Here is a 15,214-nt window from a genome sequence, read left to right on the forward strand (position 1 = left end):
CTGCCTGCCAGCAACATCTGATCTTCCCCTCTGAAATCGAAGGCGCTCGTGCCTTGCGCAACAATTGGTTGCAATCCATTGCAAGCTTTTTAGTGCGCACGACATGAACGGCGTCCGCTCCGTCTATTCAGAATATCCGTCAATACGTATTTAAAGTGCCTGCGCGCTTTATATTCCCGTGGCGCTCTCTTAATCGAGCGCCTGAATCGTTACACCTTGAATATGGTATTAACCGTGAATAAAAATCTAATTGGCGTGAATGTTCTTCGTCGCGAAGAACGTCGACCCACGGATGCACTTGGCATATATGCAAATGCACTGGAACAACTGGGTCGCGAGTCTGTTTTCATTCTTGAATCACTGTCCGGCCCAAGCCGTGATCGCCGGGCGACGATCATCGGGCTCGAACCGCTTTTCGAGGTGCGTATCAATGAGGGCCAGGCCCAACTGCGAGGCTGCGCCCCCCTGTGTGAACATTTGTCCGCCAGCCTGCGGCAAGCGGGTATGCAGGTCGACCAGGAACACAAGATCCATCTACCCGACAGCGAGGCGGCGTGGAACCTGCTCCGGGCGATCCAGGCAACGTTCCAGCCTGCGTCCAATGCCCCTTCCAGCCTGGCCTTCTTCGGCTATTTCGCCTACGACTGCGTTCGCCTGATCGAGCGGCTTCCCGATCTGGCCAAACAGACCTACGACTACCCGCTCATTGCCCTGTCGGTCTATCAGACCCTGGTTTATTTACACAGCAATGGCATCGTCGAAACCCTGATCAACAACCACGATCTCTGGTCGCCCCGTACGTTGGAGGACTACCCCTTCCTGAGCACAACCCCGGCAGCCGAGGCGCTGGCTCCGCAACCCTACCCCGAGGCCTTCGAGGAAGAGCGCACGGTGACCCCGGAGCAATTCGTCGAGCGTGTCGAAGTGGCGATGGAGCACATCCGCGCCGGCGACGTCTACCAGATCCAGCTCGGCCATGAGATTCGCATCCGCTCGCAGGTTTCGCCGTTCGATGTGTACCAGAACCTGCGCCTGCGCAACCCCTCCCCCTACATGTACCTGGCCCACGTCGGCGGCATCGACCTGATCGGCGCCAGTCCGGAGCTGTTCGTCAGGATCAAGGACGACTTGATCGAGATGCGCCCGATCGCCGGCACCGTGGGCAAGAAGCCGGGCGTCGATCCGACTCAGTTGGTCCTGGAGCTGACCCGCTCCGAGAAGGAGCGCGCCGAACACCTGATGCTCATCGACCTGTGTCGCAACGATATCGGTCGCGTGTGCCAGGCCGGCTCGCTGGAGGTCGATGAGTTCATGCTGGTGGAAGAGTACTCGCACCTCTACCACATGGTGTCGAACGTTCGCGGCTTGCTGCGCCCGGACCTGGATGCCTACGACGTCATCAAGGCCTCGTTCCCCGCGGGCACCATGTCTGGCGCGCCCAAGGTCAGGGCAATGGAGCTGATCGAGGGGATGGAGAGCAACCGCCGGGGCATTTATGCCGGGGCCCTTGGCCTGGTCGGCTTCGATGGCAGCGTCAACACCGCGCTGTGCATTCGCTCGACGGTCTTCGACGAGGGCACGTACCACTTGCGTGCATCCGCCGGAGTGGTGGCCGATTCGGTGCCAGAGCTTGAGTGGAAAGAGACGCTGTACAAGATGGGTTCCGTCTATCGGGCAGTGACCGGCCAGGAGATCACGCTGTGAAAGTATTCTTGATCGACGCCTACGACAGCTTCGTCTTCATCATCAGCCAATACCTGGAACAACTGGGGCTAGAAACCCACGTCGAGCGTCACGACGTACCGGACCTCATCCAGCGCATTGAAGCGTTCTCGCCGGATTTCTGCGTGCTGGGCCCTGGGCCTGGGCATCCGGCAGATGTGGGCTACATCGAAGTGATCAGGCACTTTCAGGGGCGCCTGCCGCTGTTGGGTGTGTGCCTGGGTCACCAGGCCATCGGCCTGGCCTTCGGTGCCCAGGTTTGCCGGGCCCCGCACGTGATGCACGGCAAGGTGAGCACGATCGAGAACGACGGCAAGGGCGTCTATGACCACACCCAGGCACATGCGATTCGGGCGACCCGCTACCACTCGTTGATGATCAGCGAGCAGCCGTTACCCGACTGCCTGGAGATCACGTCCAGATCCACGGACGACCGCTATGTCATGGGCGTGCGCCATCGCCACCTGCCGGTGGAGGGCGTGCAATTCCACCCTGAAAGCATCCTCACCGAAAACGGCCTGGAGCTGTTCCGCAGTTTCATCCGGAGCCATGTGCACCAGTGATCCACCCGGAAGGGGCATGCGCCCCTTCTTTCCATTACTCCGACTGCCTCATTCCTGCTAAAACTAGAGCGATCCATTTATGGACAGACACCACTCCCCAACCTGCGGCCGGACCCAGGCCGAGCGTGCCGCTACGCAGACCGCCTTCACGAGCCTCGCCAAGGATGCCAACCGTTGCGATTGGGAGCGCCTGCTGAACAAAGTGCTGCGCCAACTCGGCTTCGGCAGCTACCTCATCAGCCTGGGGCCGGCAGCGCCGAGGGATACCGACCCTCTTGCCGGCCTCATCACCACCTTTCCCAAGCACTGGCTGGAGCACTACCGCTGCGACGGGCTGATCGAGATCGACCCGATACTCAGGCACTGTCGACGCGAACTGGTGCCGCTTTTTTGGGACAGCGAGCGACAGCTCGCACGGGGACGCTCCCGGCACTTCTGGGAGCAACGCGAGCAACACGGCCTACGCAGCGGCGTGAGTATCCCGCTGCGCTACGAAATGCTCAGGGGGACATTGAGCGTGGCCTTCGACGACACGCAGGTAACCGAGCAGAAGGGCTTTTCCAACCCTGCTGTTTATCAATTGTTCATGCTGATCCCCTACCTGCTCGCCGGGATACGACATCAGTTGCAACGGCCCACCCAACCGCGCCAGGACCTGACGCCCAAGGAAATGGACTGCCTGTACTGGGCCAGCGAAGGCAAGACCACCTGGGAGATCAGCCACATCCTGACCTGTTCCGAACGCACCATCGACTTTCACCTGCTCAATGCCCGACGTAAGCTGAATTCGATAAGTCGCCAACAGGCGATCAGCACAGCAGTGGCGTGTGGGCTGGTAATGCCGTCCGTCGTCTCTTCGACTTACAGATGCCCAAAATGAATTCCTCGACTTTTGCTTCGTGCCGCCCTGAAGGCCAGCCCTTTCAAGGTCTTTTGGCTTTAGCGGCCTTGAGCACCCGATCCGTCGACACATGGGCATTCGCGGCTTTGCCTTCAAGCCACTCTTTTGATTTGGGCACCTTCGGCCCCCGTTTGCTTTTGGCGACCGCTTTGGGTAAGACGTTTTTCGCCAACGCTAGTAAGTACGGAGCCAGCCCCGCTTCGGGGATGGGGATCGATAAAGACTCTGGCGGCAAGGCAATCTGCATGCCCTCATAACCGCTGCGTACCTGTACCGTCAGATGGAAAATCGAGGCCTCCCAATCGTCGGGCACTGCCTGGCGATGGGCCTGTTCAACGCTGCGCTTGAGCACCGCCAAGACGTTGTAGGCCAGCACTGCGGATGCAAACCCGAGCAAGGCTGCCTTGGGGTTACCCAAGGTTTCGATTTCACTGTCCAGCACCGACTCCAGGCGCTGGAACATTCCTTCGATGCTCCAGCGACGACGATACAAATCGGCGATTTGCTCGGCACTGATCGAGTCGGGCAAGTTGCTCCAGAACAACAGCGTGGTGTCGCCAGATTCGGTGGGCTTTAGCAGGCTCAGTTCGACACGCCGCCACCGGCGACCACCTTTAGCTTCGATGATTTGCTCGCGCACGGAGCCCGCCACCACCGGGATAGGCTCTTGCCAGTCATCTTCCTTAAGCAAACGTGGATGCTTGCTTGGTTCGCGAATGATGAAGCAAGCCCCGGACTCTTCGCAGGCCTCCATGACGGGGAGCGTGCAGTAGAGCCGATCCGCCATCCACAGTTGCCCCGCACAGGCCTTTTCCAGCAATGGCAGCACGCTGACACGCTCGCTGGCGTAGGCATCCTCACAAGGTTGAAGATCGACGACCTGGTCCAGATCAGGGTCGTAGACCACCACGGAAAAACCAGGCCGAGCGGCGCCCCGTTCACGGCGCAAAGCGCCCAGACGCTTTTCGCTGGATGGCAGATGGTTGCCGTCAACGACCCGCAGTTGCCAGCCAGGCAAAATGGCTGAGTGCCCCAGCTCTTTTATCGTCGGGGCCAAGCGCTCTGCGCTGCCGGTAACCAGAGCGCGCAGCAGCGCGGGCTCTGTACGGCTGACCTTGTCATACAGCGCCGCCAAGCTGACAGGAAGATCTTCCATCTGCCGCGCAGCGGCATGCACTATTGGTATTCAGACAACGAAACAATCACGTCGAAAACAGCGCCTGTTAGATCCACCCACCCCACTGCAACACAAAGATCCCCAGGTTGGTGGTAATCGCCGCCATCAGCGTGGTGATGACGATGATCGCTGCCGCCAGTTCATGGTTGCCATCGGCCGCCCGGGCCATGACGAAGCTGGCGGCGGCAGTGGGGCTGCCGAAGTACAGGAACAGGATCCCCAGCTCCGCCCCGCGAAAGCCCCACAACCACGCACCCAATGTGGTCACCAGCGGCAAGCCGACCATCTTCACCAGGCTGGAGCTCAGGGCCATCTTGCCGCTCTTGCGCAAGGCGGCCAGCGACAGCGTGCCGCCAATGCAGATCAGCGCCAGGGGCAAGGTCATTTGTGACAGATACTTCGCCGAAGTCTCGAACCAGTTCGGCAGGCCGATCTGCCAATAGGCGAACGGCGCGGCGACGATCACGCTGATGATCAGCGGGTTGCTGATCACGCTTTTGCAGATGCTCCACGGGTCGGACTTGATCACCGGGCTGTAGACCGCCAGGACGATGGTCGACAAGGTGTTGTAGAACAGAATCACCAGCGCCGCGAGAATCGCCCCCAGGGAAATCCCGTAGTCACCGTACATGCTCGCGGCCAGCGCCAGGCCGATCACACCGTTGTTGCCGCGAAACGCGCCCTGGGTGTAGATGCCGCGATCCTCCCGCGGGCAGCGCCAGATCGCCCAGCCCCAGGCCATCGCAAAGCTCACCAGGGTGGCAATCGAGAAATAGATCAACAGGTCGGGTTGCAACGCCGCGTGCAGGTCGGCGTGCAGAATGCCGAGAAACAACAGCGCCGGCATGGTGACATTGAACACCAGCGACGAGGCGATGTGGATGAAGTTGTCGTTGATCCAGTAGATACGCTTGAGCAATGTCCCCAGGAACAGCATGGCAAACACCGGTGCGGTGATGTTCAGGGTTTCGAGGAAAATTGCCAGCATGCAGGGGACCTTGAGAAGGGTGTCGTTAGGTGGCTAATGATAAGCCACTCACGGCACTGGCGTCTGGTCGAGCCTCTTCGCGAGCAGGCTCGCTCCCACATTTGTCCTGCGTCGAACACAAATCCACACTCACCACATATCCCCTGTGGGAGCGAGCTTGCTCGCGAAAGCGGCGGGTCAGCTTGCATCAATGCTGAATGTACCGCCCCCATCGCGAGCAAGCTCGCTCCCACACTGGTTCTCCTGCGATCGCAAAACCCACATTCACCCCACATCCCTGTGGGAGCGAGCTTGCTCGCGAAGGCGGCGGGTCAGCTTGCATCAATGCTGAATGTACCGCCCCCATCGCGAGCAAGCTCGCTCCCACACTGGTTCTCCTGCGATCGCAAAACCCACATTCACCCCACATTGGATCTCCAGCGGTCGCAAAACCCACATTCACGCCACATCCCTGTGGGAGCGAGCTTGCTCGCGATCAGCGCCGCATCAGGTAATCGGCGCCGGGTTGAACAACGTGATGTCGTTGTACAGCTTGTGCCGCTCGGCCCAGGTCTGTTTCTTGCCGCTGGCCACGTCCAGGTAGTAGTGGAACAGCTCCCAGCCCAACTCTTCGATGGTCGCGCGCCCAGTGGCGATGCGGCCGGCGTCGATGTCGATCAGGTCCGGCCAGCGCTGGGCCAGTTCGGTGCGGGTCGAGACCTTCACCACCGGTGCCATGGCCAAGCCGTACGGCGTGCCGCGGCCGGTGGTGAACACGTGCAGGTTCATCCCCGCCGCCAGTTGCAGCGTGCCGCAGACAAAGTCGCTGGCCGGCGTGGCACAGAAGATCAGGCCCTTTTGCTTGAATCGCTCGCCCGGGCCAAGCACACCGTTGATTGCGCTGCTGCCGGACTTGACGATCGAGCCCAAAGACTTCTCGACGATGTTCGACAACCCACCCTTCTTGTTGCCCGGCGTGGTGTTGGCGCTGCGATCGGCCTCGCCTTTGGCCAGGTAACGGTCGTACCAGTCCATTTCGCGCACCAGCTCCTGGGCGACTTCCTGGGTTTGTGCCCGGGAGGTCAGCAGGTAGATCGCATCGCGCACTTCGGTGACTTCGGAGAACATCACCGTCGCGCCGGCCCGCAACAGCAAGTCCGAGGCATAGCCCAGGGCCGGGTTGGCGGTGATACCGGAGAACGCATCGCTGCCGCCACATTGCATGCCCAGGATCAGCTCCGAGGCGGGCACGGTTTCGCGACGGCGCTGGTCGAGTTTTTTCAGGCGCGTCTCGGCCAGTTCCATGATCTGCTCGATCATTTCGGTGAAACCGTGGCTGGAATCCTGCAGGCGATACAACCACGGCTCGCTGAGGTCCACCGAGCTGTCACCTTCGTGCATGACCTGCCCGGCCTGCAATTTCTCGCAGCCGAGGCTGATCACCAGCGCCTCGCCCCCCAGGTTCGGGTTGCGCGCCAGGTTGCGCACGGTACGAATCGGGATGTAGGCATCGGTGGCGGTGATCGCCACGCCGCAGCCATAGCTGTGGGTCAGCGCGACCACGTCATCGACGTTCGGGTACTTGGGCAGCAACTCGTCCTTGATGCGCTTGACCGCGTGGTCCAACACACCCGTGACGCATTGCACCGTGGTGGTAATACCGAGGATGTTGCGCGTGCCGACGGTACCGTCGGCGTTGCGATACCCCTCGAAGGAGTAGCCCTCCAGCGGCGCATCCGCCGCCGGCACGTCGGTAGACAGCGGCAGGCTGTCCAGCGGTGGCGCGGTGGGCATGCGCAACTGGTCTTCCTTGACCCAGCTACCACGCGGGATCGGCTGCAGCGCATAGCCGATGACCTGGCCGTAGCGAATCACCTCGCCGCCCTCGGGAATGTCCACCAGGGTGACTTTGTGACTCTGCGGCACGAAATCCACAGTAACCAGGCCGTCCGGGAATTCAGTCCCGGCCGGTACGCCCTGGTCGTTGACGACGATCACCACGTTGTCCCGCTCGTGCAGGCGGATGTAACGGGGCGAATCGGCATGTTCAATCAGTTGCATTGATGCCGCTCCTCAGGATTTGGCTTCAGACAGGCTGGAAATATCGGCATCCTTGGCCGTTGGCTCCTTGAGCACGACACGCTTGATCGGCCCGACGATGACCAAGTAGCTGAACACCGCCACCAGCGCGTTGCAACCGACGAACACCAGTGCCCACTTGAACGAGCCTGTGGCGCTGATGATGTAGCCGATGACGATTGGCGTGGTGATCGACGCCAGGTTGCCGAAGGTGTTGAACAGGCCACCGCTCAAGCCGGCGATCTGTTTTGGCGACGTATCGGAGACCACGGCCCAGCCCAGTGCGCCAACGCCTTTACCGAAGAACGCCAGGGCCATGAAGCCCACCACCATCCATTCGATGTCCACGTAGTTGCACGCCACGATGCTGCTGGACACCAGCAGGCCGGCGATGATTGGCGTCTTGCGGGCGAAGGTCAGCGAGTGGCCCTTGCGCAGCAGGTAGTCGGAAATCACCCCGCCGAGCACGCCGCCGATGAAGCCACAGATGGCCGGCAAGGACGCGATGAAACCGGCCTTGAGGATGGTCATGCCGCGCTCCTGGACCAGGTACACCGGGAACCAGGTCAGGAAGAAGTAGGTGATGCCGTTGATGCAGTACTGGCCCAGGTACACACCGAGCATCATGCGGTTGGTCAGCAGTTGGCGGATGTAGTCCCACTTCGGACCGTCGGCTTTCTTTTCCTTGCCCTTGTCCTGGTCCATATCGACCATTGCGCCATTGGCGGCGATGTGATTGAACTCGGCTTCGTTGATCATCGGGTGCTGGCGCGGGCTGTAGATCACTTTCAGCCAGATCAGCGAGAACACGATGCCGATCACGCCCATCACGATGAACACGTGCTGCCAGCCGAAGCGGTAGACGATCCAGCCCATCAGCGGTGCGAACAACACGGTGGCGAAGTACTGCGCCGAGTTGAAGATCGCCGAGGCGGTGCCGCGTTCCGCGGTGGGGAACCAGGCCGCGACGATCCGAGCGTTGCCCGGGAAGGACGGCGCTTCGGCCAGCCCCACCAAAAAGCGCAGCATGAACAGCGCAACCACGGCCGTGGACATGCCGAATTCACCGACATAGCCTTGCAGCACGGTAAACAGCGACCAGGTGAAAATGCTCAAGGCATAGATTTTTTTCGACCCGAAACGGTCGAGCAGCCAGCCACCGGGAATCTGCCCGGCCACGTAGGCCCAGCCGAAGGCGGAGAAGATATAACCGAGGGTGACGGCATCGATGCCGAGGTCTTTTTGCAGGCTGGAGCCTGCGATGGCGATGGTGGCGCGGTCGGCATAGTTGATCGTTGTCACCAAAAACAGCATGAGCAGGATCAAATAGCGGACGTGAGTCGGCTTGGTCGCTTGCATGTAACAGTACTCCCACTATTTATTTTTATGCGGGTAAATGTTGTGTTAAGCCCTGTAGGAAGCTTGTAAGAGCTTGTAAGAGCTTGTAGGAGCTGCCGAGTGCAGCGAGGCTGCGATCTTTTGATCTTTTGATCTTTTGATCTTTCGCTCACGACTCAATTGTCAGGGGAAAGATCGCAGCCTCGTTGCACTCGGCAGCTCCTACAGCTCCTACAGCTCCTACAGCTCCTACAGCTCCTACAGCTCCTAGGGTGTTGCGGTGTATCAGGAGCCGATGTAGGAGGTCTTCACCACGGTGTAGAACTCTTGCGCATAGCGACCCTGCTCGCGCGAACCGTAGGACGAACCTTTGCGCCCGCCGAACGGCACGTGGTAATCCACGCCGGCGGTCGGCAGGTTGACCATCACCATGCCCGCCTGGGAATGGCGCTTGAAGTGGTTGGCATACTTCAGCGAGGTGGTGGCGATACCGGCCGACAGACCGAACTCGGTGTCGTTGGCCATCGCCAGCGCCGCCTCGTAGTCGGCCACGCGCACGACGTTGGCCACCGGGCCGAAGATCTCTTCGCGGCTGATGCGCATCGAAGCTTCGCTGTCGGCGAACAGCGTCGGCGCCAGGAAGTAACCCTCGGTATCGCAAATCACCACGCCACCACCGCTGACCAGCCGCGCACCTTCGCTCTGGCCGATGTCGATGTACTTCAAGTCCTGGTTGAGCTGGGCTTCGGAAACGACCGGGCCGATGTCAGTGCCAGCTTTCAACGCGTGGCCAACCTTGATCGACTGCATGCGCTCGGCCATGGCCGCGACGAACTTGTCGTGGATGCCGGCGGTGACGATCAGCCGGCTCGACGCCGTGCAACGCTGGCCGGTGGAGTAGAACGCGCTCTGCACCGCCAGCTCGACGGCCTGCTTGAGGTCGGCGTCGTCGAGGATGATTTGCGGGTTCTTGCCGCCCATCTCCAACTGCACCTTGGCTTGGCGCGACACGCAGTTGACGGCGATCTGCCGGCCCACGCCCACGGAGCCGGTGAAGCTGATGCCGTCGACTTTAGGGCTGTTGACCAGGACTTCACCGACCACACGGCCGCTGCCCATCACCAGGTTGAACGCACCGGCCGGGAAACCGGCGCGGGAAATGATCTCGGCCAGGGCCCAGGCGCAGCCCGGCACCAGCTCGGCGGGCTTGATCACCACGCAGTTGCCGTAGGCCAGGGCCGGAGCGATCTTCCAGGCAGGGATGGCGATCGGGAAGTTCCACGGCGTGATCAGGCCGACCACACCGAGGGCTTCGCGGGTCACTTCGACGTTGACGCCCGGGCGCACCGACGGCACGTAATCGCCCGACAGGCGCAGGCACTCACCGGCGAAGAATTTGAAAATATTGCCGGCGCGGGTCACTTCGCCGATGGCTTCGGGCAGGGTCTTGCCCTCTTCCCGGGCCAGCAGTTGGCCGAGTTCTTCGCGGCGGGCGAGAATCTCGGTGCCGACTTTGTCCAGCGCATCGTGACGGGCCTGGATGCCCGAGGTCGACCAGGCCGGGAACGCGGCGCGGGCGGCTTCGATGGCGGCGTTGACTTGCGCTGCGTCAGCCTTGGCGTATTCACCGATGACATCGGACAAGTCAGACGGGTTGATGTTGGTGCAATAGTCGGCACCGGCCACCCACTGACCGTTGATGTAGTTATCGAAACGCTTTGAATCTGCCACGGAGCTACTCCTTCTACAAAAGCGGTCTAGGGACGCAGAGCATCCCTGGCGGCATTCCCACGCAGGGCGTGGGAACGACAAGCCTTACGCAAAAAGCCGCTGATTGCTCAGCGGCCTTGTCGGGTCTGTTACTGCTTGCCTTGCTTGTCGATCAGCGCGGCCAGGGCTTCGTATTCTTCTGGCAGCAGGTCGGTCAGCGGGGTGCGCACAGGGCCCGCGTCATAACCCACGATCTTCGCGCCGGCCTTGACGATGCTCACTGCGTAACCGGCCTTGCGGTTGCGGATGTCCAGGTAAGGCAGGAAGAAGTCGTCGATGATCTTGCCGACGGTCTCGTGATCGTCACGGGCAATGGCGTGGTAGAAATCCATCGCGGTCTTCGGGATGAAGTTGAACACCGCCGAGGAGTAGACCGGCACGCCCAGGGCCTTGTAGGCCGCGGCATAGACTTCAGCGGTCGGCAGGCCACCCAGGTAGCTGAAACGATCGCCGAGGCGACGACGGATCGACACCATCAGTTCGATGTCGCCCAGGCCGTCCTTGTAACCGATCAGGTTCGGGCAGCGCTCGGCCAGTTGTTCCAGCTGAGTGGCGTTCAGGCGGCAGACGTTGCGGTTGTACACCACCACGCCGATTTTTACCGATTTGCACACGGCTTCAACGTGGGCGGCAACGCCGTCCTGGCTGGCTTCGGTCAGGTAGTGCGGCAGCAGCAACAGGCCCTTGGCGCCCAGGCGCTCGGCTTCCTGAGCGTATTCGATGGCCTGGCGGGTCGCACCGCCGACACCGGCGAGGATTGGCACGCTGGTGGCGCAGGTATCGACGGCAGTCTTGATGACTTGGGAATACTCGCTGGCGGCCAGGGAGAAGAATTCACCGGTGCCGCCCGCTGCGAACAGTGCAGAGGCGCCATACGGGGCCAGCCACTCGAGGCGCTTGATGTAGCTGTCGCGATTGAAATCGCCATTGGCAGTGAAATCGGTGACCGGGAACGACAGCAGGCCAGACGAGAGGATGGACTTCAGTTCTTGTGGATTCATTATTCGAACACCCTGGACGCAAATGATGTGTTGTAGGAAACGGTTAGCTTCGCTGAGAAGTTGTAAGTCATCGTACAACTTAAAATGCGGACGTCAACTGCATTTCGTCTTTTGTCGGGTGTCGGGTTGGGGGTGTTTGGCGCGGAGCCTTGTAGATTGGGGCTTTTGAGGGAGATGGGAAGACGGATGAAACTTGCCGACCGGGCCACCACGACCGCTCGTCGTCACTGTCAACTCTGCCAGTAGGCGCCGTTGCGGCATGGGGGCATAACGCAGGCTAGGCTGCGCGGTGCACGGCCGTAGCCCCTTTCGTAGCCTCTTTCGCAGTCCCTTTCACTATTTCCAAGTGAGTCGCCCATCTGCGACGACCAGGAGTGACATCATGACAACGTATGCGAAGCCCACGCTCAAGGATTTTCCGGCCACAGGAGAAGTCACGATCAGCCTGTCAAAGATAAAGACGGTAACCGTGAAGATTCCCGATGCTGCTTTCGAACCGTACTCGAACGCCCAACTGACTCTGGGCGTCAGCTCGACGTCTTCAACGACGGTAGGCGCGTTTACACCTCTGACCGAGGGTGAGGAAGGGACGCCACGCAAGGATGTGACAGTGACGTTAACTGGCGCCGATTTGGCAGCTTTCAAAGGCAAATCGGTCGAGCTTCGTTACGAGGTTAGCTATGAGAGCGGCTGGGATAACGATAAATCCGACCCGCTGATGTTGCGGATCGAGGCGTAGACCGCGTGTAGGAGCTGCCGAAGGCTCGGGCCGCGTTCGGACGATCTTTTGATCTTTCACTTGCGACTCAGGTGTCTGGGGAAAGATCGCAGCCTCGCTTCGCTCGACAGCTCCTACAGGCCCAGCGGGAGCAAGCTCCCTCGCCACAAGAACAGTGAGCGTTTCAGCCCTGCGCCTGCGCCTCTTCATGAGCCTGGCGCAGCCTTTCGCGGCTGTTGGTCAGGTGCAGACGCATCGCCGCACGGGCCGCGTCGGAGTCTTGGCGGGCAATGGCTTCGTAGATTTCCTCGTGCTCGCGGCTCAGGCGGTCCATGTAGTGCTGCTGGTCGTCATGGGCCAGGCGCGCCGAGTTCAGCCGGGTACGCGGGATGATGCTGGTGCCCAGGTGGGTCATGATGTCGGTGAAATAGCGGTTACCGGTGGACAGGGCAATTTCCAGGTGGAAGGCGAAGTCCGAGGCCACTGCGTCGCTGGCGTGGGCGGCGCTTTCCTTCAAGGCGTCGAGGGCGGCGCGCATCGTCGCCAACTGCTCGTCACTGCGGCGCTGCGCCGCCAGCCCGGCGGATTCCACCTCCAGGCTGATGCGCAATTCCAGGATCGCCAGTACATCACGCAAGGTGACCACCGTGGCCGGGTCGATGCGAAAGCCGCTCGGGCTGGGCGTGTCCAGCACGAAAGTGCCAATGCCGTGGCGGGTTTCCACCTGGCCGGCCGCCTGCAACCGGGAGATCGCCTCGCGCACGACGGTGCGGCTGACGCCATGGGCTTCCATGATCGCCGACTCGGTGGGCAATTTATCGCCACGCTTGAGCAGGCCGTCGCGAATCTGCTCGGTCAGGACCGTCACCAGCTCCTGCGCCAGGCTGCGGCGCTTGCGGGGAAGGCGGGGTACGTCGATCGGGTTTTCCATTGTGTCTGTGTCTCGGCAAGCGGCTGAATGACAACATCATAGCGCAACGTGGTTGTACGATCACCGGGGGTGCAGTGGCGAGTCGGATGCTGGCACCGAGTCGGCTGCATCGCGAGCAAGCTCGCTCCCACATGGGATTGGTGGTAGACCTAAACACCCGGTTCACCCCAAACCCTTGTGGGAGCGAGCTTGCTCGCGATGGCGGCGGGTCAGTCACCGCAAAATTAACCGACCTACCGCTATCGCGAGCAAGCTCGCTCCCACAGGTCTTGGGTGGTCAGGCGGTCACGGCCTGCTCCACCAGTTGGCCATTTTCGATACGCACATGTCGCGGATGGAAACGTTTCAAACTGCTTCGGTGGCCAACACTGACAATGCTCAGGCCCGGCAGCTGGTCGATCAGCGCCTGGTACAGCGTCGCCTCGTCTTCTTCATCCATCGCCGACGTGGCTTCGTCCATGTACAACCATAACGGCGCGTAAAGCAATGCGCGGGCAAAGGCCAGGCGTTGTTGCTCACCGGGCGAGAGCATGCGCTGCCAGTGGTTGCTTTCATCCAGCCGCGGGATCAGGTGCGGCAGGCGACAGGTTTCCAGCACCTGTGCATAACGCTCGTTGGGGTAAACGTCGCCGGCTTGTGGATAACTCAGCACTTCGCGCAGGCTGCCAATCGGCAAGTAAGGCTTTTGCGGCAGGAACAGATAACGGGCCGCCGGCAATCGAATGCTGCCATGCCCGGCAGGCCACAGATGCCCCATCGCGCGCAGCAAGGTGGACTTGCCGCTGCCGGAACGACCGCTGAGCATCACCCGCTCGCCCGGTTCGACATCCAGCTCGGCGTGGGTCAGCAAATGGCGACCATCGCTCAGGTCCAGCCCGAGGTTGCGTACGTTCAGCTCGTTACCCTGGTTCTGCACATCGATGGCAGGCACGCGGTCTTCGTTGTCGCTCATCGCCTGGCGGAAGCTCAACAAGCGATCACAGGTGGCGCGCCACGCGGCAAGATCGGCGTAGGCGGTGATGAACCAACTGAAATTCTCCTGCACGTTACCGAACGCCGAGTTGATCTGCATGAGCTCGCCCAGTTGGATCTTGCCGGCGAAATAACGCGGGGCGGCGACGATGAACGGAAAGATAATCGCGATCTGCCCATAACCGGAGGTGAAGAACGTCAGTCGCTTGGACACCCGCATGATGTCCCAGAAGTTATGCCAGACCAGGCCGAAACGACCGCTCAAGCGACGATTCTCGTTGGGCTCGCCGCCATACAGCGCGATACTCTCGGCGTTCTCGCGCACCCGCACCATGGAGAAACGCAGGTCGGCTTCGAAGCGCTGCTGGTTGTTGTTCAGGCCGATCAGGCGACGGCCGATCAGGTGCGTCAGCCAACTGCCGACCGCCGCGTACACCAGCGCGCACCAGAACATGTAGCCGGGAATGGTGTAGCCGAACACTTCAATACTGCCGGAAACGCCCCACAGGATGACCGAGAACGACACCAGGCTGACCACGGTGCGCAGCAGCCCCAGGCCCAGGCTCAAGGTGTTGGTGGTAAAACTGTTGAGGTCCTCGGAAATCCGCTGGTCCGGGTTATCGGTGTAACCGCCCTGCTCCAGTCGATAGTAATTCTTGTCAGCGAGCCAACGGGCGAAGTGCTGCTCGGTGAGCCAGGCCCGCCAGCGGATGGTGAGCATCTGCGTGAGGTACAAACGGTACACCGCGCCAAGGATCGCCACCGCCGCGATGCCGCAGAAATACAGGATCAACCGCCAGAAAGCCGCGGTGTCCTTCTCTTGAAGGGCGTTGTAGAAATCCCTGTACCAACTGTTGATCCACACCGAGATCGCCACGCTGAACAGCGACAGCGCGATCACGGCGATCAGCAGCGTCCAGGCCTTGCCCTTCTCCTCACTGCGCCAGTATGGCGTGGTCATTTGCCAGACACGGCGGAAAAACTGGCCGCGCACCGCGTCATTGACCGCGGAATATTCAGCGTTCTGATTCATGGTTAGGGCTCAATAATGAAAAAACTCGGGCCGATCATAGAG

11 protein-coding genes and 1 pseudogene are annotated in these 15,214 nt (G+C 60.9%); 4 read left to right on the forward strand and 8 right to left on the reverse strand.

Features of this window, described 5'->3' with window-relative positions; genetic code table 11:
* Window positions 1-222 precede the first annotated feature (222 nt).
* The 3 genes from M8Q45_RS20480 to M8Q45_RS20490 all read left to right on the forward strand — a co-directional run bounded on the left by M8Q45_RS20480 (window position 223) and on the right by M8Q45_RS20490 (window position 3,165).
* On the forward strand, window positions 223-1,704 hold the full coding sequence (locus M8Q45_RS20480) for an anthranilate synthase component I family protein (protein ID WP_249877369.1): 1,482 nt from the start codon (window positions 223-225) through the stop codon (window positions 1,702-1,704).
* The gene (locus M8Q45_RS20485; RefSeq protein ID WP_249876161.1) at window positions 1,701-2,285 is read left to right on the forward strand and encodes an anthranilate synthase component II; all 585 of its coding nucleotides are present in this window, start codon (window positions 1,701-1,703) and stop codon (window positions 2,283-2,285) included. The genes M8Q45_RS20480 and M8Q45_RS20485 overlap by 4 nt, the downstream gene beginning before the upstream one ends.
* A gap of 79 nt (window positions 2,286-2,364) precedes the next feature.
* Window positions 2,365-3,165 (forward strand): autoinducer binding domain-containing protein, encoded by an 801-nt coding sequence (locus tag M8Q45_RS20490; protein WP_249876162.1) that lies wholly within the window; start codon window positions 2,365-2,367, stop codon window positions 3,163-3,165.
* A 43-nt stretch (window positions 3,166-3,208) separates the two neighbouring features.
* Here the strand turns inward: M8Q45_RS20490 and M8Q45_RS20495 are convergent.
* From M8Q45_RS20495 to kdgD, 6 genes and pseudogenes are all read right to left on the reverse strand, one after another.
* Window positions 3,209-4,369 (reverse strand): annotated as a pseudogene (locus M8Q45_RS20495) (IS4 family transposase); the annotation flags it as partial.
* A gap of 40 nt (window positions 4,370-4,409) precedes the next feature.
* Window positions 4,410-5,351, reverse strand: coding sequence for an AEC family transporter (locus M8Q45_RS20500; protein WP_181287584.1), 942 nt, complete (start codon window positions 5,349-5,351; stop codon window positions 4,410-4,412).
* Window positions 5,352-5,837: 486 nt separating this feature from the next.
* Window positions 5,838-7,391: a galactarate dehydratase gene (gene garD / locus M8Q45_RS20505; protein WP_249876163.1), complete on the reverse strand. Its 1,554-nt coding sequence runs from the start codon at window positions 7,389-7,391 to the stop codon at window positions 5,838-5,840.
* A gap of 12 nt (window positions 7,392-7,403) precedes the next feature.
* Window positions 7,404-8,768, reverse strand: a complete 1,365-nt coding sequence (locus tag M8Q45_RS20510) for an MFS transporter (RefSeq protein ID WP_109753530.1) — start codon at window positions 8,766-8,768, stop codon at window positions 7,404-7,406.
* Window positions 8,769-9,032: 264 nt separating this feature from the next.
* Window positions 9,033-10,478: an aldehyde dehydrogenase family protein gene (locus M8Q45_RS20515; RefSeq protein WP_249876164.1), complete on the reverse strand. Its 1,446-nt coding sequence runs from the start codon at window positions 10,476-10,478 to the stop codon at window positions 9,033-9,035.
* Between the two features lie 128 nt (window positions 10,479-10,606).
* A complete protein-coding gene (kdgD, locus tag M8Q45_RS20520; RefSeq protein ID WP_030139832.1) occupies window positions 10,607-11,518 on the reverse strand; it encodes a 5-dehydro-4-deoxyglucarate dehydratase in 912 nt (303 codons plus the stop codon).
* Window positions 11,519-11,900: 382 nt separating this feature from the next.
* Here kdgD and M8Q45_RS20525 point away from each other — a divergent pair, with 382 nt between their 5' ends.
* Window positions 11,901-12,257 (forward strand): hypothetical protein, encoded by a 357-nt coding sequence (locus M8Q45_RS20525; RefSeq protein WP_249876165.1) that lies wholly within the window; start codon window positions 11,901-11,903, stop codon window positions 12,255-12,257.
* A 163-nt stretch (window positions 12,258-12,420) separates the two neighbouring features.
* On the opposite strand, the gene M8Q45_RS20530 is transcribed toward M8Q45_RS20525, so the two are convergent.
* Complete coding sequence (locus M8Q45_RS20530) at window positions 12,421-13,167, reverse strand: FadR/GntR family transcriptional regulator (RefSeq protein ID WP_214999428.1); 747 nt, start codon at window positions 13,165-13,167, stop codon at window positions 12,421-12,423.
* Between the two features lie 277 nt (window positions 13,168-13,444).
* On the reverse strand, window positions 13,445-15,172 hold the full coding sequence (locus tag M8Q45_RS20535) for an ABC transporter ATP-binding protein/permease (protein WP_249876166.1): 1,728 nt from the start codon (window positions 15,170-15,172) through the stop codon (window positions 13,445-13,447).
* Window positions 15,173-15,214 lie beyond the last annotated feature (42 nt).

The organism is Pseudomonas sp. T1.Ur (genome assembly GCF_023516725.1).
In the GTDB taxonomy this organism is placed as follows: domain Bacteria; phylum Pseudomonadota; class Gammaproteobacteria; order Pseudomonadales; family Pseudomonadaceae; genus Aquipseudomonas; species Aquipseudomonas alvandae.